At 61.9% G+C, this 17,858-nt stretch carries 17 protein-coding genes; 2 read left to right on the forward strand and 15 right to left on the reverse strand.

Going from position 1 to position 17,858, the window contains the following annotated elements; all coding sequences use genetic code 11:
- The first annotated feature begins 131 nt into the window (after window positions 1-131).
- Window positions 132-455, forward strand: coding sequence for a thioredoxin (trxA, locus tag QN224_RS18195; RefSeq protein WP_153440576.1), 324 nt, complete (start codon window positions 132-134; stop codon window positions 453-455).
- 97 nt (window positions 456-552) lie between these two features.
- Here trxA and QN224_RS18200 read toward each other — a convergent pair whose 3' ends face one another.
- From QN224_RS18200 to QN224_RS18220, 5 genes are all read right to left on the reverse strand, one after another.
- Complete coding sequence (locus tag QN224_RS18200; RefSeq protein ID WP_283977835.1) at window positions 553-1,896, reverse strand: folylpolyglutamate synthase/dihydrofolate synthase family protein; 1,344 nt, start codon at window positions 1,894-1,896, stop codon at window positions 553-555.
- Window positions 1,897-2,003: 107 nt separating this feature from the next.
- Entirely contained in the window at window positions 2,004-2,918 is a 915-nt protein-coding gene (gene accD, locus QN224_RS18205; protein WP_283977836.1) for an acetyl-CoA carboxylase, carboxyltransferase subunit beta, read from the reverse strand.
- A gap of 50 nt (window positions 2,919-2,968) precedes the next feature.
- The gene (gene trpA, locus QN224_RS18210) at window positions 2,969-3,808 is read right to left on the reverse strand and encodes a tryptophan synthase subunit alpha (RefSeq protein WP_173508582.1); all 840 of its coding nucleotides are present in this window, start codon (window positions 3,806-3,808) and stop codon (window positions 2,969-2,971) included.
- Window positions 3,809-3,813: 5 nt separating this feature from the next.
- Window positions 3,814-5,034 carry a tryptophan synthase subunit beta gene (gene trpB / locus QN224_RS18215; protein ID WP_173508583.1) on the reverse strand — a complete coding sequence of 407 codons (1,221 nt, stop codon included), beginning with the start codon at window positions 5,032-5,034 and terminating at the stop codon, window positions 3,814-3,816.
- Complete coding sequence (locus tag QN224_RS18220) at window positions 5,018-5,704, reverse strand: phosphoribosylanthranilate isomerase (protein WP_283977837.1); 687 nt, start codon at window positions 5,702-5,704, stop codon at window positions 5,018-5,020. Before QN224_RS18220 ends, trpB begins: the two co-directional genes overlap by 17 nt.
- Before the next feature lie 235 nt (window positions 5,705-5,939).
- Between QN224_RS18220 and QN224_RS18225 the strand changes: the two genes are divergently transcribed.
- Window positions 5,940-6,134, forward strand: a complete 195-nt coding sequence (locus QN224_RS18225) for a YqaE/Pmp3 family membrane protein (RefSeq protein ID WP_173508585.1) — start codon at window positions 5,940-5,942, stop codon at window positions 6,132-6,134.
- Window positions 6,135-6,192: 58 nt separating this feature from the next.
- Here the strand turns inward: QN224_RS18225 and QN224_RS18230 are convergent, their stop codons facing one another.
- From QN224_RS18230 to QN224_RS18275, 10 genes are all read right to left on the reverse strand, one after another.
- The gene (locus QN224_RS18230; RefSeq protein WP_269280034.1) at window positions 6,193-6,948 is read right to left on the reverse strand and encodes a M48 family metallopeptidase; all 756 of its coding nucleotides are present in this window, start codon (window positions 6,946-6,948) and stop codon (window positions 6,193-6,195) included.
- A gap of 88 nt (window positions 6,949-7,036) precedes the next feature.
- Entirely contained in the window at window positions 7,037-7,462 is a 426-nt protein-coding gene (locus tag QN224_RS18235) for a DUF2852 domain-containing protein (protein WP_269280038.1), read from the reverse strand.
- 262 nt (window positions 7,463-7,724) lie between these two features.
- Window positions 7,725-8,999 carry a polyhydroxyalkanoate depolymerase gene (gene phaZ, locus QN224_RS18240; protein WP_283977838.1) on the reverse strand — a complete coding sequence of 425 codons (1,275 nt, stop codon included), beginning with the start codon at window positions 8,997-8,999 and terminating at the stop codon, window positions 7,725-7,727.
- Window positions 9,000-9,212: 213 nt separating this feature from the next.
- Window positions 9,213-10,046, reverse strand: a complete 834-nt coding sequence (locus tag QN224_RS18245; RefSeq protein WP_283977839.1) for an amidohydrolase — start codon at window positions 10,044-10,046, stop codon at window positions 9,213-9,215.
- The gene (locus tag QN224_RS18250) at window positions 10,043-11,065 is read right to left on the reverse strand and encodes a zinc-binding alcohol dehydrogenase family protein (protein ID WP_283977840.1); all 1,023 of its coding nucleotides are present in this window, start codon (window positions 11,063-11,065) and stop codon (window positions 10,043-10,045) included. Before QN224_RS18250 ends, QN224_RS18245 begins: the two co-directional genes overlap by 4 nt.
- A 13-nt stretch (window positions 11,066-11,078) precedes the next feature.
- Complete coding sequence (locus QN224_RS18255) at window positions 11,079-12,056, reverse strand: ABC transporter permease (RefSeq protein ID WP_269280049.1); 978 nt, start codon at window positions 12,054-12,056, stop codon at window positions 11,079-11,081.
- A 40-nt stretch (window positions 12,057-12,096) separates the two neighbouring features.
- Window positions 12,097-13,650 carry a sugar ABC transporter ATP-binding protein gene (locus QN224_RS18260; RefSeq protein ID WP_269280052.1) on the reverse strand — a complete coding sequence of 518 codons (1,554 nt, stop codon included), beginning with the start codon at window positions 13,648-13,650 and terminating at the stop codon, window positions 12,097-12,099.
- Window positions 13,651-13,911: 261 nt separating this feature from the next.
- Entirely contained in the window at window positions 13,912-14,901 is a 990-nt protein-coding gene (locus tag QN224_RS18265; RefSeq protein WP_173508593.1) for an ABC transporter substrate-binding protein, read from the reverse strand.
- 263 nt (window positions 14,902-15,164) lie between these two features.
- On the reverse strand, window positions 15,165-16,184 hold the full coding sequence (locus QN224_RS18270; RefSeq protein ID WP_283977841.1) for an aldo/keto reductase: 1,020 nt from the start codon (window positions 16,182-16,184) through the stop codon (window positions 15,165-15,167).
- A 41-nt stretch (window positions 16,185-16,225) separates the two neighbouring features.
- Window positions 16,226-17,731, reverse strand: coding sequence for an altronate dehydratase family protein (locus QN224_RS18275; RefSeq protein ID WP_283977842.1), 1,506 nt, complete (start codon window positions 17,729-17,731; stop codon window positions 16,226-16,228).
- Between the last annotated feature and the right edge of the window lie 127 nt (window positions 17,732-17,858).

Raw genomic sequence — 17,858 nt, forward strand, 5'->3', positions numbered from 1 at the left:
ACGCCTCACATGAGGCACAACATCTGGACACGCCGCGCCGCCCCGGTTCAAACCGAAAGGCGCGGTAACATTTTGAAGAACCGCAGGATCAGAGGTCGTGCGGTCGCCATTCCGAAAGCAAGGAGCAGCAGATGGCCACTGTGAAAGTCGATACCTCCAATTTTCAGCAGGAAGTCCTGAACTCGGCCGAGCCGGTCGTCGTCGATTTCTGGGCGGAATGGTGCGGTCCTTGCAAGATGATCGCGCCGAGCCTTGAGGAAATCGCAACCGAGCTCGCCGGCAAGGTCAAGGTCGCCAAGCTCAACATCGACGAAAACCCCGAGCTTGCCGCTCAGTACGGCGTACGCTCAATCCCGACGCTCGCCATGTTCAAGGCCGGCGAAGTGGCGGACATCAAGGTCGGTGCCGCTCCGAAGACCGCATTGACCTCGTGGATTTCGACTGCCGCAGCCTGAGCTGCCAGGTTCCCAAGAAACCGAACTCAAAAAAGCCCGGCACGCCGGGCTTTTTTCTTATCTCGGATGGAGGTCGACAGGCCGAACGGGCATGCCTTTATCGCGGCGGCGTGCCATTTGCGGAGAGCACGTCACCGACGAGATAAAGCGACCCGCCGATCAGGATGCGCGGCGGTACCGGATCCTCTTCGACAAGCTCTGCAATAATCCCGAGCGCTTCTGCCACCGACGAGGTCGCGGTGGTCTCGAAGCCGACGGCGCCGGCATCCTCGGCAAGCGCCACCGGGTCGAGGCCGGAATCGGAGCCGTGGATCGGCACGGTGAAGACCTGCTCCGCAAGGTCGAGGAAGGCCTTGAAATAGCCGACCGGATCCTTGGTGTTGATCATGCCGATGATCAGGAACAAAGGCCGCGGCTCGCGCTCCTCGAAACTCGCCATCGCCTCGGCAATGACCTGCCCCGCACCCGGATTGTGTCCTCCATCGACCCAGATCTCGGCACCCGGCGGGCCATGATGCGAAAGCTTGCCGCCGCCGAGCCGCTGCAGGCGCCCGGGCCATTCGACGCCGGCCAAGCCCTTTTCGATGGCCGCCTCTGGAATATCAAAGCCGGCCGCCCTGACGGCGCGGATGGCCGCGGCGGCGTTGGCATACTGGTGGCGGCCGGGCAGTCGCGGCAACGGCAGGTCCGCCAATCCGCGTTCGTCCTGGAAGACGAGCCTGCCAAATTCCTCATGCGCCATGAAATCCTGGCCGTAAACGGACATCGGGCAGCCGAGACGCTCGGCTGTGGCGACAAGGACGTCGCGCACGCCGTCTTCCTCCTGATGGCCGATCACCACCGGGCAGCCGCGCTTCATGATGCCCGCCTTTTCGGCGGCGATCAGTTCCACGCGGTCGCCGAGATAGGACTGGTGGTCGAGCGAAATGGGCATGATGACGGAGACCGCTGGCCGGGCGATGACATTCGTCGCGTCGAACCGGCCACCAAGCCCGACCTCGATGATCGCGACGTCGGCGGGATGCTCGGCAAAGAGCAGGAAGGTGACCGCGGTCAGGATTTCGAAGACGGTGATGTGTTGGCCAGCATTGGCCTCAGCCACCCGCCGCACCGCGTCGGCAAGCACCCGATCGCCGACAAGCGCACCCTTGCCGCCCTTGACGCCCAATCGATAGCGCTCGTGCCAGTTCACCAGATGCGGCGACGTGTGGACATGGACACTCAGACCCGCAGCCTCGAGGATCGCCCGCGAAAAGGCCGTGACCGAGCCTTTTCCGTTGGTGCCTGCAACATGGATGACGGGCGGCAGCCGCTCATGCGGATTGCCAAGTGCGGCCAAAAGCCGGGTGATCCTGTCGAGCGACAGGTCGAACCCTTTTGGATGCAAGGCGAGAAGCTTCTCAATCTCCTGCGCCGCTTCGCTGACCTGCGTCGCCGTCATGTCAATCGCCTCGAAAAATCGTCTGCCGGCACGCGATACCGACACAGTGTAAAGCGGTTTCCGCCTGCATGCCGCACCAAGTCAGCCGAACCGAGCGGACGCGACGTCTAGGCGCGCGCCGCGACCGGCAGGGCGGACGCTTGCGGCCCAACCTCGCGCTTGGCGGCTTCAACCGGCTTCTTCATAAGAATCTTGAGGACGCGTGCAATGGTCGTCGGGATGTCATGCCGCTTGACCACCATGTCGACCATTCCGTGCTCCAGAAGATATTCGGACGTCTGGAAGCCTTCCGGCAGCTTCTCGCGCAAGGTCTGCTCGATCACCCGCTTTCCTGCGAAGCCGATCTCCGCGCCGGGCTCGGCGATGTGAATGTCGCCAAGCATCGCGTAGGAAGCTGTCACGCCGCCCGTCGTGGGGTTGGTCAAGACGACGATGTAGGGAAGTCCTGCTTCCTTGAGCATGTTCACTGCCACGGTCGTCCGCGGAAGCTGCATCAGTGAAAGGATGCCTTCCTGCATGCGGGCGCCACCGGAGGCGGGAAAGATCACCAGCGGGCACTTTTCGGCGATCGCCCTCTCAAAGGCCTTCACGATCGCCTCGCCTGCCGCCATGCCGAGCGAGCCGCCGATGAAGTTGAACTCGTGCACGACGGCAACGAGCTTAACGCCCTGAACGAGGCCAAGACCGGTGACGATCGTATCCTCAAGCTCGGTTTTCGCACGGCTGTCGCGGAGACGATCGATGTATTTCTTCGAATCGCGGAACTTGAGCGGGTCCTGCGCCACCTTCGGCTGCGGCAGCGTTTCGTAGATCCCGCCGTCGAAAAGATCCTTCAACCGGGCTTTCGCCGGCATCTTCATGTGGAAGCCGGACTGCGGAATGACCCACTTGTTCTCTTCGAGATCGCGATGGAACACCATCTCGCCGGTTTCAGGGCACTTGATCCAGAGATTTTCCGGAACTTCCCTGCGACCCAGCATCGAATTGATCTTCGGCCGAACGTAGTTTGTGATCCAGTTCACTTATAAACTCCTGAAGAATTCCTTCGGGTTGTGCGCGTTAATCTGGGCAATTATTCGGCTGCGGCGAGCCTTGCCGCCCGCACACCGGCCGAGAGGCCCATTACCAACGCTTCAACACCCGGAACCGTCGCATCGGTCGCCCGTCCCTCTTCCGTGAGGCTGGAGGCGATCTGATTGACGATGGCTGTGCCGACGACAACACCATCCGCCGATGCGCCGATCGCCCGCGCCTGTTCTGCCGTCTTGACGCCGAAGCCGACGCAGACGGGCAGTTGTGTGTGCGCCTTGATCCGCTCAACGGCGCCTGCAATCAGCGACGGATCCGGCAGGGCCGAACCGGTGATGCCGGTCATCGAAACGTAGTATACAAAGCCGGACGTGTTTTCGAGCACCTTGGGCAGGCGGCGGTCATCGGTGGTCGGCGTCGCTAGGCGAATGAAATTGATGCCCTTGTCCAGCGCGGGGATGCAGAGCTCGTCATCCATCTCCGGCGGCAGGTCGACGACGATCAGACCGTCGATGCCGGCAGCGAGCGCGTCCGTCAGGAAACGATCGACGCCATAGATATAGATCGGATTGTAGTAGCCCATCAGCACGATCGGCGTCTGCTGGTCGTCGCGGCGGAAGAGGCGCGCGAGCTCAAGGGTCTTGGCGAGCGTTTGGCCGGCCTTCAACGAACGTTGCCCGGCCAGCTGGATCGCCGGGCCGTCGGCCATGGGATCGGAAAAGGGCATGCCGAGCTCGATCACGTCTGCGCCGGCCTTGGGCAGCGCCTTCATGATCGCGAGCGAGGTGTCGAAATCCGGATCGCCGCCCATGAAATAGGTGACGAGGGCCGGACGACCCTCCGCCGTCACGTCGGCAAACCGTTTCTCCATGCGTGCGGTCATGATCGTTATTGCCCCATACCCAGAATTTTGCCGACCGTGAAAATGTCCTTGTCGCCGCGACCGGAGAGATTCATCAGGATGATCTCGTCCTTGCCCATCTTCGGCGCCCGCTTGATGACCTCGGCCAGCGCATGCGATGGTTCGAGCGCCGGAATGATGCCTTCGAGCCGCGTCAGCGTCTGGAAGGCTTCGAGCGCCTCGTGATCCATGATCGGGACATATTCGACGCGGCCGATATCGTTCAGCCAGGCATGTTCCGGCCCGATGCCCGGATAGTCGAGACCGGCCGAGATCGAATGCCCTTCCTTGATCTGGCCGTCGCCGTCCTGAAGCAGATAGGTGCGGTTGCCGTGCAGGACTCCCGGCGAGCCGGCCGTGATCGACGCGCAATGCTCGTCGCCTTCAAGCCCCTTGCCGCCGGCTTCGACGCCGACGATCTTGACGCCCTCGTCATCCAGGAACGGATGGAAGATGCCGATCGCATTGGAGCCACCGCCGACCGCCGCGATGACGAGATCGGGAAGCCGGCCTTCGGCTGCGAGAATCTGCTCCTTTGCCTCCTGGCCGATGACGGACTGGAAGTCGCGGACCATTTCCGGATAGGGATGCGGACCGGCGGCGGTGCCGATCAGATAATAGGTGCTGTCGACATTCGTGACCCAGTCGCGGAGCGCCTCGTTCATCGCATCCTTGAGCGTGCCGTGGCCGGCCGTTACCGGTTTCACCTCGGCACCGAGGAGCTTCATGCGAAATACATTCGGCGCCTGCCGTTCGACGTCGGTCGCGCCCATATAGACAACGCACGGCAGGCCGAAGCGGGCGGCAACGGTCGCCGAGGCCACGCCATGCTGGCCCGCGCCGGTCTCGGCGATGATCCGCGTCTTGCCCATGCGCTTGGCGAGCAGGATCTGGCCGATGCAATTGTTGATCTTGTGGGAGCCCGTGTGGTTCAGCTCCTCGCGCTTGAAATAGATCTTCGCGCCGCCGAGTTCGGCCGTCAGGCGCTCGGCGAAATAGAGCGGGCTCGGCCGTCCGATGTAGTGCGCCCCAAGCTTTTCAAGCTCTGCCTTGAAGGCCGGATCCGTCTTTGCCTTGTTCCATTCATCCTGAAGGTCGAGGATCAGCGGCATCAGCGTTTCGGCAACAAAACGGCCACCGAAGATACCGAAGCGGCCTTCCTCGTCGGGTCCGGCTCTGAAGGAGTTCAGTTTAGGCGCCTCGTTCACGTCTTGCTCCCTGCTCGCGCCGCTCGTCGTCTGCCCGGCGAACGGCATCGAAAAATGCTTCCATGAGCTTCAAATCCTTGACGCCCGGCGCGCTCTCGACGCCGGAGGATATGTCGACCGCCCGCGCGCCGGTCAGCGCCAGAGCTTCGCCGATGTTGTTTGCATTCAATCCACCGGAAAGCATGTAATCGACGCCGCCGTCAAGCGCGTCAAGCAGCCGCCAGTCGAACGAAACGCCGTTGCCGCCCGGCAGGTCGGAACCCGCCGGCGGCTTGGCGTCGAAAAGAAAGCGATCCGCAATGCCGAGATAGGGTTCGATCCGGTCGAGGTCGGATGCCTCGCGTATCGACAAGACCTTCATGACGGGAAGGCCATAAACCGCCTTGATGGAAAGCACCCTGTCGGGACTTTCGGAACCGTGAAGCTGCAGGATGTCGGGCTTGAGGGCGGAAACTATCTCGTCGAGTTCATCATTGTCCGCGTCGACCGTCACCGCCACGGTCTTTGCGCGGCCGCGAATGCGCTCGGCGATACGGCCGGCATCGTCCGGTTCGATATTGCGCGGGCTCTTGGGAAAGAAGATGAAGCCGGTATGCGATGCGCCAAGCGCCACCGCGCGCTCCGCAGCCTCCGCGGTCCTCAGCCCGCAAATCTTCACGTCAGTTTTCATGGGAAGCGACCTTGCACGAAATGTCGCCCGAGTCGAGCCAAAACGTTGCGTCGCCTACAGCGCCGCGCGTCAAAATATGACGGGCAATAGACGCTGCAGCATCTTAAACTCGCTGCATAATTTTCGCCCTAAGTCGATTCCGATTTAAGGAATTATGCAGCAAGCACGACCGGCGCAACGTTGCGGCACGGCCAGCTTCTCACCATATGCATTCTACCACAACGGAGAAGAAATTATGCGTCTGCTGATCGCCCTCATTCTGCCCTGGCTGCAGTTTTTCACGATCGGTCGGCCCTTTGCGGGCATCATCTGCCTCATTCTGCAGATCACACTGATCGGTTGGATTCCGGCGGCGATCTGGTCGGTCTACGCGCTCAGCCAGTACAAGACGGACCAAAAGATCAAGGCGGCGCTCAACGGCCGCGCCTGACCCATTGAAACCACGCAATCCGGACGGAACCCGTGTCCCGATTGCCCGGGGAACTACTTTAGCCGAAGTCTATCGCATGCAGCATGGTGCCGTTGCGCTTCAGCCAGTGCTTGGCGTCGCGGGTGTCGGGACACAATTTCTCGCAGAGCGCCCAGAAACCCGGTCCGTGGTTCATCTCCTGGAGGTGAGCAACCTCGTGCGCCGCGAGATAGGCGATAACCTTCGGCGGCGCCATCGCGATCCGCCAGGAGAAGCTCAAATCACCTTCTGCGGAACAGGAACCCCAACGGCTGCGCGTGTCCTTCAGACTCAAGGACCGCGCCCGGCGCCCGAGCCTACCGGTATAGACGGCAACGAGACGTTCGAGATCGTTGCGCGCTTCCTTCTTCAGAAAGTCGGCAATCCGCCGACGCAAATGTTCTTCCCCGCCGCTCACCCGCAAAACGCTCTCGTCGCCAAGCGTCAGGGCCTCCGTCAAACCGCGGATCCTGCCGGTTCTCTCGATGCGGTGGGCGACGCCGCGGATCAGGATGGAACCCCCATCCTCAAGTTCGCTTTCACCGGAAAACCGCGCAAGCTTGGTCATCAGCCAGCCCTGATGGCGGTTCAGGAAGGCGTGGACTTCGCGCTCGGGCAGGCCCTCCGGGACGGTGAGCTTCAATGCCCGGCCGCCTGGCTCGATGCGAAGAGTCATCCGTGTAGCACGGGCATTCTGGCGGATGGTCAGCGGCAGAAGCTTGCCGGCGACCTCGATGTCGCGCGTGACATCTGCGGGAGATCCATCGTGGCGGCGCCGCTTGAGAGAAGGAAACATAGCGCCTTTCTATCCGATTCGCGGATCATTCGCAGCAGCGGTTGGTTATCCGGCGTTTCATGTGAAACGCCGGATAAGTGCTTTCGGCTCAGCTTGTCTCGGAACCGGCGGACGGAGCGGGGCCACCGTTCTTGCGCTCACGCATGAAGCGGTCGAACTCGTCCTGGTCCTTGGCGCGGCGAAGTTCGCGCACATAGGCGTCGAATTCCTCGCGCATTTCGTCGAGCTTGCGGCGTTCCTCGTCAAGGCGGGCAAGTTCCGCTTCACGCCAATCGTCGAAAGCGACGTTGCCGGTGCGATGATGCGCCCAGTGCTGACGGTGGTTGCGCCGGAAGCCGGCGCACATGCGATCCACGCTGCCGTTGGCGTCCTTCTTGAACGCCCTCAGCTTTTCGCCGAAGAGGATATACGCGAGCATTGCCAGGCCAAGCGGCCAGAACACAACGAAGCCGAGCACCATCAACGCAATGGTCGCGGGCGTCCAGTCCGGACGGATCAATGCAGATTGGTTCATCTTCACGATTCCTCGCAGTCAGCGGGCCGCCCATCGCGACCCGATGAAAACGATGTGGGAAAGGCCCGCCGCCACTGCAAGACTTTCGGGATCGGAATCGGACAAGATCTTGACTCGACATCGGCAAAAAAGCCGTGGAGCATTCCGCCTTCAATGGCATCGGCTACAGCGCCGGGCGTCTTATCATACGCGCAAAGGACGCTGTAGCACTTTGAGTTGCTGCATGTTGAGGAAACATGCAGTCAGGCGGAACACTATCCCGTCAGGCCGACTTTCCGCCCTTGATGAGTTGCTTGACCGGCGGCGCGCGGCGCGAATGCTCGCGTTGGAAGGCGACGATGCGAGGCGCGATCTCGCGGCGGAAGCGCGATCCGTTGAAGACGCCGTAATGGCCGACATCCGGCTGCATGTAATGCTGGCGCATATGCTCCGGGATGTTGGTGCAGATCGTCTGCGCGGCCTTCGTCTGGCCGACGCCGGAAATGTCGTCGTTTTCGCCCTCCACCGTCAGAAGCGCCACCTTGCGGATGGCCGACGGGTCGACGCGCCGTCCGCGGTGCATCATCTCGCCCTTCGGCAAGGCATGCTGCATGAAGACGACCTGCACGGTCTGAAGGTAGAACTCCGCCGTCAGATCCATGACCGCCAGATACTCGTCGTAGAAATCGCGGTGCTTGTCGGCGGCATCACCGTCGTTCTTTACGAGATGCGCGAAGAATTCCTTATGGGCGATCAGGTGCCGATCGAGATTCATCGACATGAAGCCGGAGAGCTGCAGGAAGCCCGGATAGACCATGCGCATGAAGCCCGGCTGCGGCCACGGAACGGGCATGATGACATTGTCGCGGAACCATTCGATAGAGCGCTCTTCCGCCAGTTGATTGACCGCCGTCGGATTGATGCGGGTGTCGATCGGGCCGCCCATCAGCGTCATCGACGCTGGCGCAAGGGGGTCTTCCGCCGCTTCCATCAGCGAAACCGCGGCCAGGACCGGCACCGCCGGTTGACAGACGCCAATCACATGGGTGTCTGGTCCGAGGAAGTGCAGCATCTGGGTGACGTAGTCGATATAGTCGTCGAGATCGAACGTGCCTTCGGCTAAGGGCACCATCCGGGCATCGATCCAGTCGGTGATGTAGACATCTGCATGCGGCAGCAGTGCTTCGACGGTCCCGCGCAGCAGCGTGGCGTAATGCCCGGACATCGGCGCGACGATCAGAACCTTGTGGTCCGGCGTTCTTCCCTTCGGAAGGGAGCGCTCGAAGTGGATGAGATTGCAGAAAGGCGCGCGCCAGACGATCTTCTCGTGAACCGCCACGGGTTGCCCGTCGACGATCGTTTCTGGAAGGCCGAATTCCGGTTTGCCGTAGCGCCGCGTGGCGCGCTCGAAAACCTCCAGCCCCGCAGCCGCGGCACGACCGAAATAGGTGTGCGAGACGGGATTCATCGGATTGTTGAAGGCGAGGCGCAGCGCATCCGCGGCCGTACGCCACGGGGCCATCATGGCATGGTTCAATTCGTAAAGCTGGTAGAACATGGGACGCGTACCCCTTGTTTCAATCAATGACAACGCCGCTCCCAGTCGGACGCAAGCTTGCGATTGTTTGTCTTGGTGTCCGCAATCGCCGCCAGACTACCACGTTTCTTGTGCAGTGCAACAAATATGCCCTTCTCGCTCCGGAACAAGGTGCTGCAAGAAATGTTACCGGATTCGCGACAGTGCGCCGGAAAGCCCGGCAAAGGCAAGTCCTTAGCCGGAAATTCCATAAAAGCGGGCCGCTGTGTGGGAAAAGACACTCTCCTTCTCCGACGACGTGAGATGCGCCGTCAGTTCCTGCGCCGCAGCAAACCATGCGCCATAATCCGCGTCGAGCAGCACCACCGGCCAGTCGCTTCCAAACATCACGCGATCCGGCCCAAAAACGTCGAGGAGATGCGCTGCATAGGGCTTGAGTCTTTCGACCGACCAGCCGGCTCCAGCCTCCGTCACTAGCCCCGAGAGCTTGACGTGGACATTCGGGCGACGCGCGAGCGCTGCCATATCGGACCACCAGGGCTCCAGCTCTCCCGCGGCGATAAACGGCTTGGCGCCGTGGTCGACGACGATCGCAAGCTCGGGCACCTCATCGGCAAGGGTCGCGATGACCGGCAAATGCCGCGGCTGTATCAAGGCGTCGAACCTGAGGTCCAATTGCGGTAACGCCTGCAGCGTGACAATCGCCCGCGGCTGCAGAATCCAGGCAGTCTCCACAATGCCTTGCAGCATCGGCCGGATGCCCTTGAACTTCCGGTGGGCCTTAAGACGGCTGATCTCCGAAATGGCATCGGGGGCCAAAATATTGACCCAACCGACCACGGCGGCAACCGTATCCTCCCGTTCTGCGAGCGCAAGCAGGAACTCGGTTTCCTCGACGTTCGGCGCGGCCTGAACGAGGACGGTTCGCGAAATTACTGACGCCGCGAGGTGAGGCTTGAGGTCGTCGGGTCCGAAATCACGGTAAATCGGCGCCAAATCGGGCACCGGCCAGTCGTTATGGCCAAGGCCGAGCGTCCAGTAGTGCTGGTGAGCATCGATGAAGGTCATGCAGCACCCACTCTTATCACCGCCTTGACGAGACCGGACTTGTCATGCGCCCAGCGCGGCAGATCGTGCACCGCCTGATCGAGTGTCGTGCGATGGGTGATCAGCGCATCGATCGGGACCAGGCCATCGCGAAGCGACGCAATGACGTGGTCGAAATCCACACGCGTGGCGTTGCGGCTGGCGACCAAGGTCATCTCGCGTTTGTGAAATTCCGGGTCGGAGAAACGGATGTCGTCCTTGACCACGCTGACGAAGACGAGCGTTCCGCCATGGGCGACGTGGGCAAACGACCGTTCCATCGACGTTCCGTTGCCTGTCGCGTCGAAAACGACATCGAAGCCATCGCCATCCGTCGCCTGCGCGACCGCACGTTCAACGTCATTGTCTGCAACGATGCGATGCGCGAAGCCGAGCCTGTCGGCGGCGAAGTCCAGTCGTTCGGCACTCGTATCGAGAAGGGTGACGCTGTGTCCGGCGATCCGCGAAAAGATCGCGGTTCCGAGGCCGATCGGACCGGCGCCGATGACGAGCGAACGGGCACCGGGCGCGGCGTTCGACCGGCGCACCGCATGGGCTCCGATCGCCAGGAATTCGACCGCAGCGGCAGCTTCGGGCGATAGATCCTGAGCCGGATAGAGATTTTGTTCCGGCATCATGATCTCCTCGCAGAAGGCCCCATCGGTGTGAACGCCGAGAACACGGATCGCCGTACAGCAGTTCGGCTTTCCGCTTCGGCAGGCCACACAGCTTCCGCAGGAGAGATAGGGATTGACCACCACCAGCGTCCCGGACGCGAGGGACGTCTCGGGGCCCGCTTCGATCACCTTCGCCGAAATCTCGTGCCCCATCACGCGAGGATATTGCAGGAAGGGGTGCTTGCCTTCGAAGATGTGATAGTCGGTACCGCAGATCCCGACATGGCTGACGGCGAGGCGGGCCCAGCCGGCGGCGGGTGCCCCCGGTCGGTTGCGGTCGACGATCTCGAGGCGCCCCGGTTCCGGGCAGAGGATGGCTTTCATGCGTGAACCCCGATCATCGCTCGCCTCGCCGCCGGAGCTGGTCGAAGTAGACGATGACGATGATGAGCAGCCCGGTGATGACGCGCTGCCAGAAGGAATTGACGTTCATGAGATTGGCGCCGTTGTTTATCGTCGCCAGAATGAAGGCGCCGAGCAGCGGGCCGTGGACCGAACCGACGGCGCCGAAAAGGCTCGTGCCGCCGATCACCGACGAGGCTATCGCTTGCAGTTCCCAGCCCTCCGCCTGCGTGGCGTTGCCGATGCCGATGCGCGAGGCAAGCAGCAGGCCGACAAAGGCGGCGCAGGTCGACGACAGGATATAGGCGAGATAGATCGTGCGGTTGACGTTGACGCCGGAAAGGCGGGCCGCCTCGCTGTTCGAGCCGACAGCAAAGAGATAGCGACCGAAACGGCTGAGGTGCAGGAAGATATAGGCCGGCACGGCGACGACGATCACCATCCAGAACAGGCTCGGCACACCGAGAAAATCGGCCCGCGAGAAATTGGTGAAGGCTTCGTTGGTGATCGATATCGTCGAGCCGTTGGTGATGAGCAGGCCGATGCCGCGCAGCGACGTCAGCGTTGCCAGCGTGATGATGAAGGGCGGCAGGCCCATGCGGACGATAGCGAAGGCGTGGAACGCGCCGATCAGGACGCCGATCGCCAAGGTGGCGATGAGGGCAAGCCAGAGCGGAACACCGGCGGCAAGCAGCCATGCGACGATGACGCTGGTGAAACCGACCACGGCTCCGACCGAGAGGTCGATGCCGGCGGTGATGATCACGAAGGTCTGGCCGACGGCAAGGATTGCCGTCATCGCTCCCTGGCGCAGCAGGTTGCTGATGTTGTTCGGCGTCCAGAAGCTGTTGGTCGCGAATCCGAGGAGCAGCCAGAGGAAGAGCAGGAGCCCCAGCAACGTCAGGCCGAACAGGATGCTGATCCCTTTCCTCGGCGTCGGCCCCGCGCTGCTTTCTACCGTTTCCACACTCATTTCGTTCCTCCCTGCAGTCCCTTATGCCTGTTTCTCGCAATCACGCGCCGATCGCCTGCGCCAGCACCTCTTCATGGCTGGCCGTGCGGTAACCGTGGCTCCCCACAACCCGCCCCTGCCGGAAGACATGCAGCCGGTCCGACAGTTCGTAAACCTCGGGCAAGTAGGAGGAGATCAGGATAATGCCCGCTCCCTTCTCCAGCAGCCGCGAGAAAAGCCGATAGATTTCCGCCTTGGTGCCGACATCGACGCCGACGGTGGGTTCGTCGAAGATGAACAGCTTTGCCCCGTGGCTCAGCCATTTGCCGATGACGATCTTCTGCTGGTTGCCGCCGGACATGGCCGATGCCAGCACCCGGCGTGACGGCGTCTTGATCTTCAGATCCCTGATCTGGCGCTCGGCATTTGCGGCCTCTTCGGCACGGTTGATAGTCAGCCCGCGCGTCAGCCTGCGGAAAACCGGCAAGTTGATGTTGAGCCCGATCGGCAGGTTGAGGCAGAGGCCCTGGTCACGACGGCTCTCGGGCGCAAGCGCGATGCCGAGTTCCATCGCCTTTCGCTCACTGTCGATCTCGACCTTCCTGCCCTGCCAGAAGACCTCTCCTGCGCTGAGCCGATGGCGCCCGTAAAGGCCGAGCGCAAATTCGCTGCGGCCGGCACCGATCAGGCCGTAAAGACCGACGATCTCGCCGGCCCTGACCGTCAGCGACACATCGGCGAAGCCTGGACCGCTCAGCCCTCGCGCCTCGATGAGTGTCTCGCCTGCGGTAAAATGCTCCTTGTGATAAATCTGTTCGATCGTGCGATTGATCATCAGCGCGATCAGTTCGGCCTCGTTCGTCTCGCCGATCGCCCGCGTGCCGACGTGGGTGCCGTCGCGCAGAACGGAGACGCGGTCGGCAAGTTCGAACACTTCCTCCAGGCGGTGGCTGATGTAGACGATCGTGACGCCTTCACTCTGCAGCCGGCGAATGAGGCGGAACAGTTGTTCGGATTCCTGTCGCGTGAGATAGGCCGTCGGCTCGTCGAAGATCAGGAACTGGGTGCCGCGCATCGCCGCGCGGGCGGTCGCGACCAGCTGCTGCTGGCCGATCGTCAGGCTGCCGAGCACCGCACCCGCGGGCAGGTTGAAGCCGAGATCGTCGAGCACCCCTTGGGCGGCGTCGGTCATCGCGCGCTTCCGCATCAGGCCGCGCCTGTTCATCTCGTCGCCGAGGAACATGTTGGCCGCGACGGAAAGATGCGGGCAGAGCACGACTTCCTGATGGACGGCATTGATGCCGCGCGAAATCGCCTCATTGGGACTTGCGAGTTGAACCGGCTCGCCACACCAGAGGATCTCGCCCGACGTTCGGGTTATCACACCGGTCAGCAGTTTGATCAGCGTCGACTTGCCGGCGCCGTTTTCACCGACGATCGCATGGACCTCGCCGGAGAGAAAGGTGATGGTGGCGGGTTTCAGTGCTTCGACGGCACCGTAATTCTTCCGCAGACTGTGCAATTCGAGGATCGGTTCACCCTTGGGAACGGGGTGGCCGGCAGGCGTTCTCAGCTTGCCCTCGTGTCGATGGCCGACCTCGTGAAGTCCAATCATGAAAGCCTCCTCCTCGGCAGCGCCTTGCTTCAAAGCCGGCTGCGGCGCTGCAATACCTTAGAAACTGCGCATAACCCCGAAAATCGCTTGCAACTCCCGGGGTTATGCGCCGACCCGGAAGGGCGACGGCGCCCCCTCGAACCTGCTGTCGCCTCGTCCGGATCCTTAGATCGTTCCACCGTGTCGCCGACGCAGTGAAACGATCTAACTCTTTGAGACCTTGGCAATTCCGGACGGAAAAACCGTCACACTGGAATTGCTTCAGTTCACCTTCGGATTCAGAAGCGCATCGATTTTCGGATCGGCCATGTTGGCCTTGGTGACGAGGTTCGCGCCGGTATCGACATTGGCTTCGACCTTCTCGCCCTTCGAGACCGCAAGCGCCGTCTTTACGCCATCATAACCCATGCGATAGGGATCCTGTACCACCAGACCCGCCAGCACGCCTTCTTTCAGGAAGCCGACCGTCTTCTCGTCGCTGTCGAAGCCGATCACCTTGATCTTGTCGCCGAGCTTGTTCTCGGCGATCGCCTGGCCGACGCCCTGCGCCATGATCAGATTGGAGGCGAAGACGCCGACGAGATTCGGATTGGCGGTGATCAGGTCGGTCATCATATTGAGGCCGGTCGTTGCCTGACCATCGGCATATTTGTCGGCAACGACCTTGAAGCCCGGATACTTGGTCTTGACCTGATCGAGGAAACCTTCACGGCGCTGATCGAGAGAGCCGACGCCGGGCAGGCTGGTGATGATGGCGATTTCGCCTTCCTCCTTACCGGTTGCCTCCTTGATCGCCGCGGCGAGCCCGTCCGCGGCGATACGACCGCCCTGGACGTTATCGGTCGTCAGGAACGAGGTGAAGGCCTTCGAGTCTGCCGCCGAATCGATGCCGATGATCGGGACCGACTTTGCTGCCTCGTCGATCGGCTTGCCAAGCGCCTTGAACTCGGTCGGCGAGATCACGACTGCGGCCGGCGAGCCGGCGACGGCGTTTTCAAGGATGCTGATCTGGCCGTTGATGTCCGATTCGGACTGAGCGCCAAGTTCCGGCACGTTCACGCCGAGGTCCTTGCCGGCGGCGCGCGCGCCCGCGAGAACGATCTGCCAGTAGAAGGAAGTGGTGTCCTTCACGATGATCGGGATGGTGACGTCCTGGGCGAAGGACGCGACCGGCGCCATGGTGGCGAGGAATGCGGCACCGGCAAGTGCGGTGAAGGCACGGCGGGACAGAATGTGCTTGGTTATGCTCATCGGGTTTCTCCTCTCAAGTAACACCTCGTTCCGTTATCGAATGCGATCCGCAAGGTGCATACGGATCGATCTTTTATCTATAAAAAACAGATTGGCACGCTAGCGCAGTGAATTTGAAATGGCAAGCCGTTCTGCCGATCCCATTCATCGCGTTCCTCCCAGACGCAACAACATGTTTTCATAGGCATTTCCGGAGGGGCCACGGGCGTGCCGATGTCCCGGTTTGCCGCCGCGCCGACATCAAGTCAGCGCAACGACACCTGTCAGGCCCGCACCGCCTCCAGCCCGAGTTCGGGCGCGACAAGCGTGTAAGGCTCGAAGGCGGCGAAGTCTTCCGCCGCGATCTTCTGTCGGGTGAGTTCCATATTGCGCTCGAGGCTCGCGGGCTTCGCAGTGCCGAGCAGCACCGAAGCGACCTGCGGACTGGCAAGCGGAAATTGGAGCGCAGGTGCCGCAAGCGGCATGCCGCGGTCGCGTGCGATCTTTTCCATTGCGGCAACCCGCGTTCGCACGTCTTCGCTGGCCGGCATATAGTCGAAATGGGCGCCTTCGACCGGTCCGGTGGCGAGAATACCGGAATTGAACACGCCGCCTACGACGAGCGACGTCCCCTTCTTCTCGCAAAGCGGAAGCAACTCGGCGACCGCCGAGCGGTCGAGAAGCGTGTAGCGCCCGGCCAGGAGAATGCAGTCGATATCGGCCCGCCGCATGACCTCAAGGCAGACCGGCACTTCGTTGACGCCCAAGCCATAGGCCGAGATGACGCCGCCCGACTTCAGCTCTTCCAAGGCCTTCAGGCCGGAATCCATCAGTTGCCGCAAAAACACGGCATTCTTCGCGGCGCCGTGGGTGTAGATGCCGATGTCATGGACATAGAGAATGTCGATGCGATTGAGACCGAGGCGGGCGTAGCTGAATTCGACGGACCGCATGATCGCGTCATAGCTGTAATCGAAGGTGACGTCGAAATTCAGCGGTTTGACGTAGGAATAGTCGGGAACCGCGCCTTCCGAGACCGGGTGAAGCAGGCGGCCCACCTTTGTCGAAAGCACGAAGCTGTCGCGCGGCTTGTCCTGCAGGAAATCGCCCACGCGCCGCTCGGCCAGTCCCAACCCGTAATAGGGCGCCGCGTCGAAATAGCGGATGCCGGCCGCCCAAGCGGCATCGAGCGTCTCCATCGCTGCCTCCCGCGTGCATTCGCGATAGAGGCCGCCAAGCCCGGCCGCACCAAAACTGTACTCGGTCACGGAGAGATTCGTCCGGCCGATTTTTCTTTTCTGCATTCCCTGTCTCCTCCCTCCAAGGATGTGCTTTTCCCACATCGTCAGAGTGTCGCCCCCAGATGCCAGGGAACGAATTCATTGTCGCCATAACCGAAGAGTTCGCTCTTCGTCTTGCGGCCGGAAGCGGTATCGACGATCAGGTCGAAGATTTCACGGCCAAGACCGGCAATGGTTGCCTCTCCCGAAGCGATCACGCCGCAATCGATGTCCATGTCTTCCTCCATGGCTCGATAAAGCGGCGTGTTGCTGGTGAGCTTGATCGACGGCGCGGGGCGACAGCCGAAGCAGCTGCCGCGTCCAGTGGTAAACGCGATGACGTTGGCACCACCGGCGACCTGGCCGGTTGCCGATACCGGATCGTAGCCCGGCGTATCCATGAAGACCAACCCATGCTCGGTCACACGCTCGGCGTAATTGTAGACAGCCGTCAACGGCGATCGTCCGCCCTTGGCGACCGCGCCAAGCGATTTTTCCAGGATGGTGGTCAGACCGCCGCGCTTGTTGCCCGGCGAAGGATTGTTGTCGAGCGACGCTCCGTGCAAGGCCACGTAGTTTTCCCACCAGGAAATCAGGCTATCGAGCTTCACCGCGACGCCTTGGTTGACCGCCCGGCTGCGCAAGAGATGTTCGGCGCCATAGATCTCCGAGGTCTCCGAGAGGATAGCGGTGCCGCTGGCGCCCGCAAGAATATCGACCGCTGCGCCGAGCGCCGGGTTCGCCGTAACGCCTGAAAGCCCGTCGGAGCCGCCACATTGCAAACCGACGATGATCTCGCTGACCGGGATCGGCACACGCCGCGCCGTTGCGACTTCCTGGGCGATTTCGTCGAGGACTCCGAGGGCGCGCTCGACCGACCGGCGGGAGCCGCCCGCTTCCTGGATGTTGAAATGGCGTTTCTCCGCGCCGGAGCCGCTCTGGCCGTAGAGCGTCAACTGGTTGACCTCGCAGCCGAGTCCGACCATCAGCACGCCGCCGAAATTGGCGTGACGGGCATAGCCGGCGAGCGTCCGGTGCAGGTTCTTCATCCCGTCGCCGGTCGACGACATGCCGCAGCCTTGATCGTGCACGATCGGCACGAAGCCATCTATACCTTCGTATCTCGGCAGGATGCGCCGGTTGGCCTCGTCGGCGATGGCTCGACAGACCGTGGTGGAACAGTTCACGCTGGCGATGATGCCGATATAGTTGCGGGTGGCGGCCCGCCCGTCGGCCCTGCGGTAACCCAGGAAAGTCCGTGCCTTGTCGGCCGCGCTTGCGGCTTCCGGCGGAACGGCGGCGCCAATCGCAAGACGGTCCTTGTCAAAGGCGAGATTGTGCGAATGCACATGGTCGCCAGCGCCTATGTCGCCGGTCGCGCGGCCAATTGCCTGCGCATATTTGATTACCGGCTCGCCGCTTGCGATGGCTCGTATCGCAACCTTGTGGCCGGGCTCGATCCGCGCCTTGGCCCTGGCGCCGCCCGGAAGCAGCTGCCCCGCCTCGATCGAGAAGGTGGCAACGGCGACATTGTCCTCCGGCGAGAGAAGGATTGAAGACGGGGCGGACAAGTGGCGGCACTCCTGAATTCATTCTTGTGCAATGGTCGCACGATCAATTTGTCTTTTATCCACAATAGACAGAAATCCGTCAACAGGTATTATGATCGAAAACTCGCGTCATGGGCCATGGCCGGCC

The sequence above is a fragment of the Sinorhizobium sp. 7-81 genome, from assembly GCF_030124405.1.
Classification (GTDB): domain Bacteria; phylum Pseudomonadota; class Alphaproteobacteria; order Rhizobiales; family Rhizobiaceae; genus Sinorhizobium; species Sinorhizobium psoraleae.

Coding starts and splice junctions, on each gene's coding strand:
- trxA (WP_153440576.1), top strand. CDS start 132: ATGGCCACTGTGAAAGTCGATACCTCCAATTTTCAGCAGGAAGTCCTG.
- QN224_RS18200 (WP_283977835.1), bottom strand. CDS start 1,896: ATGACGGCGACGCAGGTCAGCGAAGCGGCGCAGGAGATTGAGAAGCTT.
- trpA (WP_173508582.1), bottom strand. CDS start 3,808: ATGACCGCACGCATGGAGAAACGGTTTGCCGACGTGACGGCGGAGGGT.
- QN224_RS18220 (WP_283977837.1), bottom strand. CDS start 5,704: ATGAAAACTGACGTGAAGATTTGCGGGCTGAGGACCGCGGAGGCTGCG.
- QN224_RS18225 (WP_173508585.1), top strand. CDS start 5,940: ATGCGTCTGCTGATCGCCCTCATTCTGCCCTGGCTGCAGTTTTTCACG.
- QN224_RS18230 (WP_269280034.1), bottom strand. CDS start 6,948: ATGTTTCCTTCTCTCAAGCGGCGCCGCCACGATGGATCTCCCGCAGAT.
- QN224_RS18235 (WP_269280038.1), bottom strand. CDS start 7,462: ATGAACCAATCTGCATTGATCCGTCCGGACTGGACGCCCGCGACCATT.
- phaZ (WP_283977838.1), bottom strand. CDS start 8,999: ATGTTCTACCAGCTTTACGAATTGAACCATGCCATGATGGCCCCGTGG.
- QN224_RS18245 (WP_283977839.1), bottom strand. CDS start 10,046: ATGACCTTCATCGATGCTCACCAGCACTACTGGACGCTCGGCCTTGGC.
- QN224_RS18250 (WP_283977840.1), bottom strand. CDS start 11,065: ATGAAAGCCATCCTCTGCCCGGAACCGGGGCGCCTCGAGATCGTCGAC.
- QN224_RS18255 (WP_269280049.1), bottom strand. CDS start 12,056: ATGAGTGTGGAAACGGTAGAAAGCAGCGCGGGGCCGACGCCGAGGAAA.
- QN224_RS18260 (WP_269280052.1), bottom strand. CDS start 13,650: ATGATTGGACTTCACGAGGTCGGCCATCGACACGAGGGCAAGCTGAGA.
- QN224_RS18265 (WP_173508593.1), bottom strand. CDS start 14,901: ATGAGCATAACCAAGCACATTCTGTCCCGCCGTGCCTTCACCGCACTT.
- QN224_RS18270 (WP_283977841.1), bottom strand. CDS start 16,184: ATGCAGAAAAGAAAAATCGGCCGGACGAATCTCTCCGTGACCGAGTAC.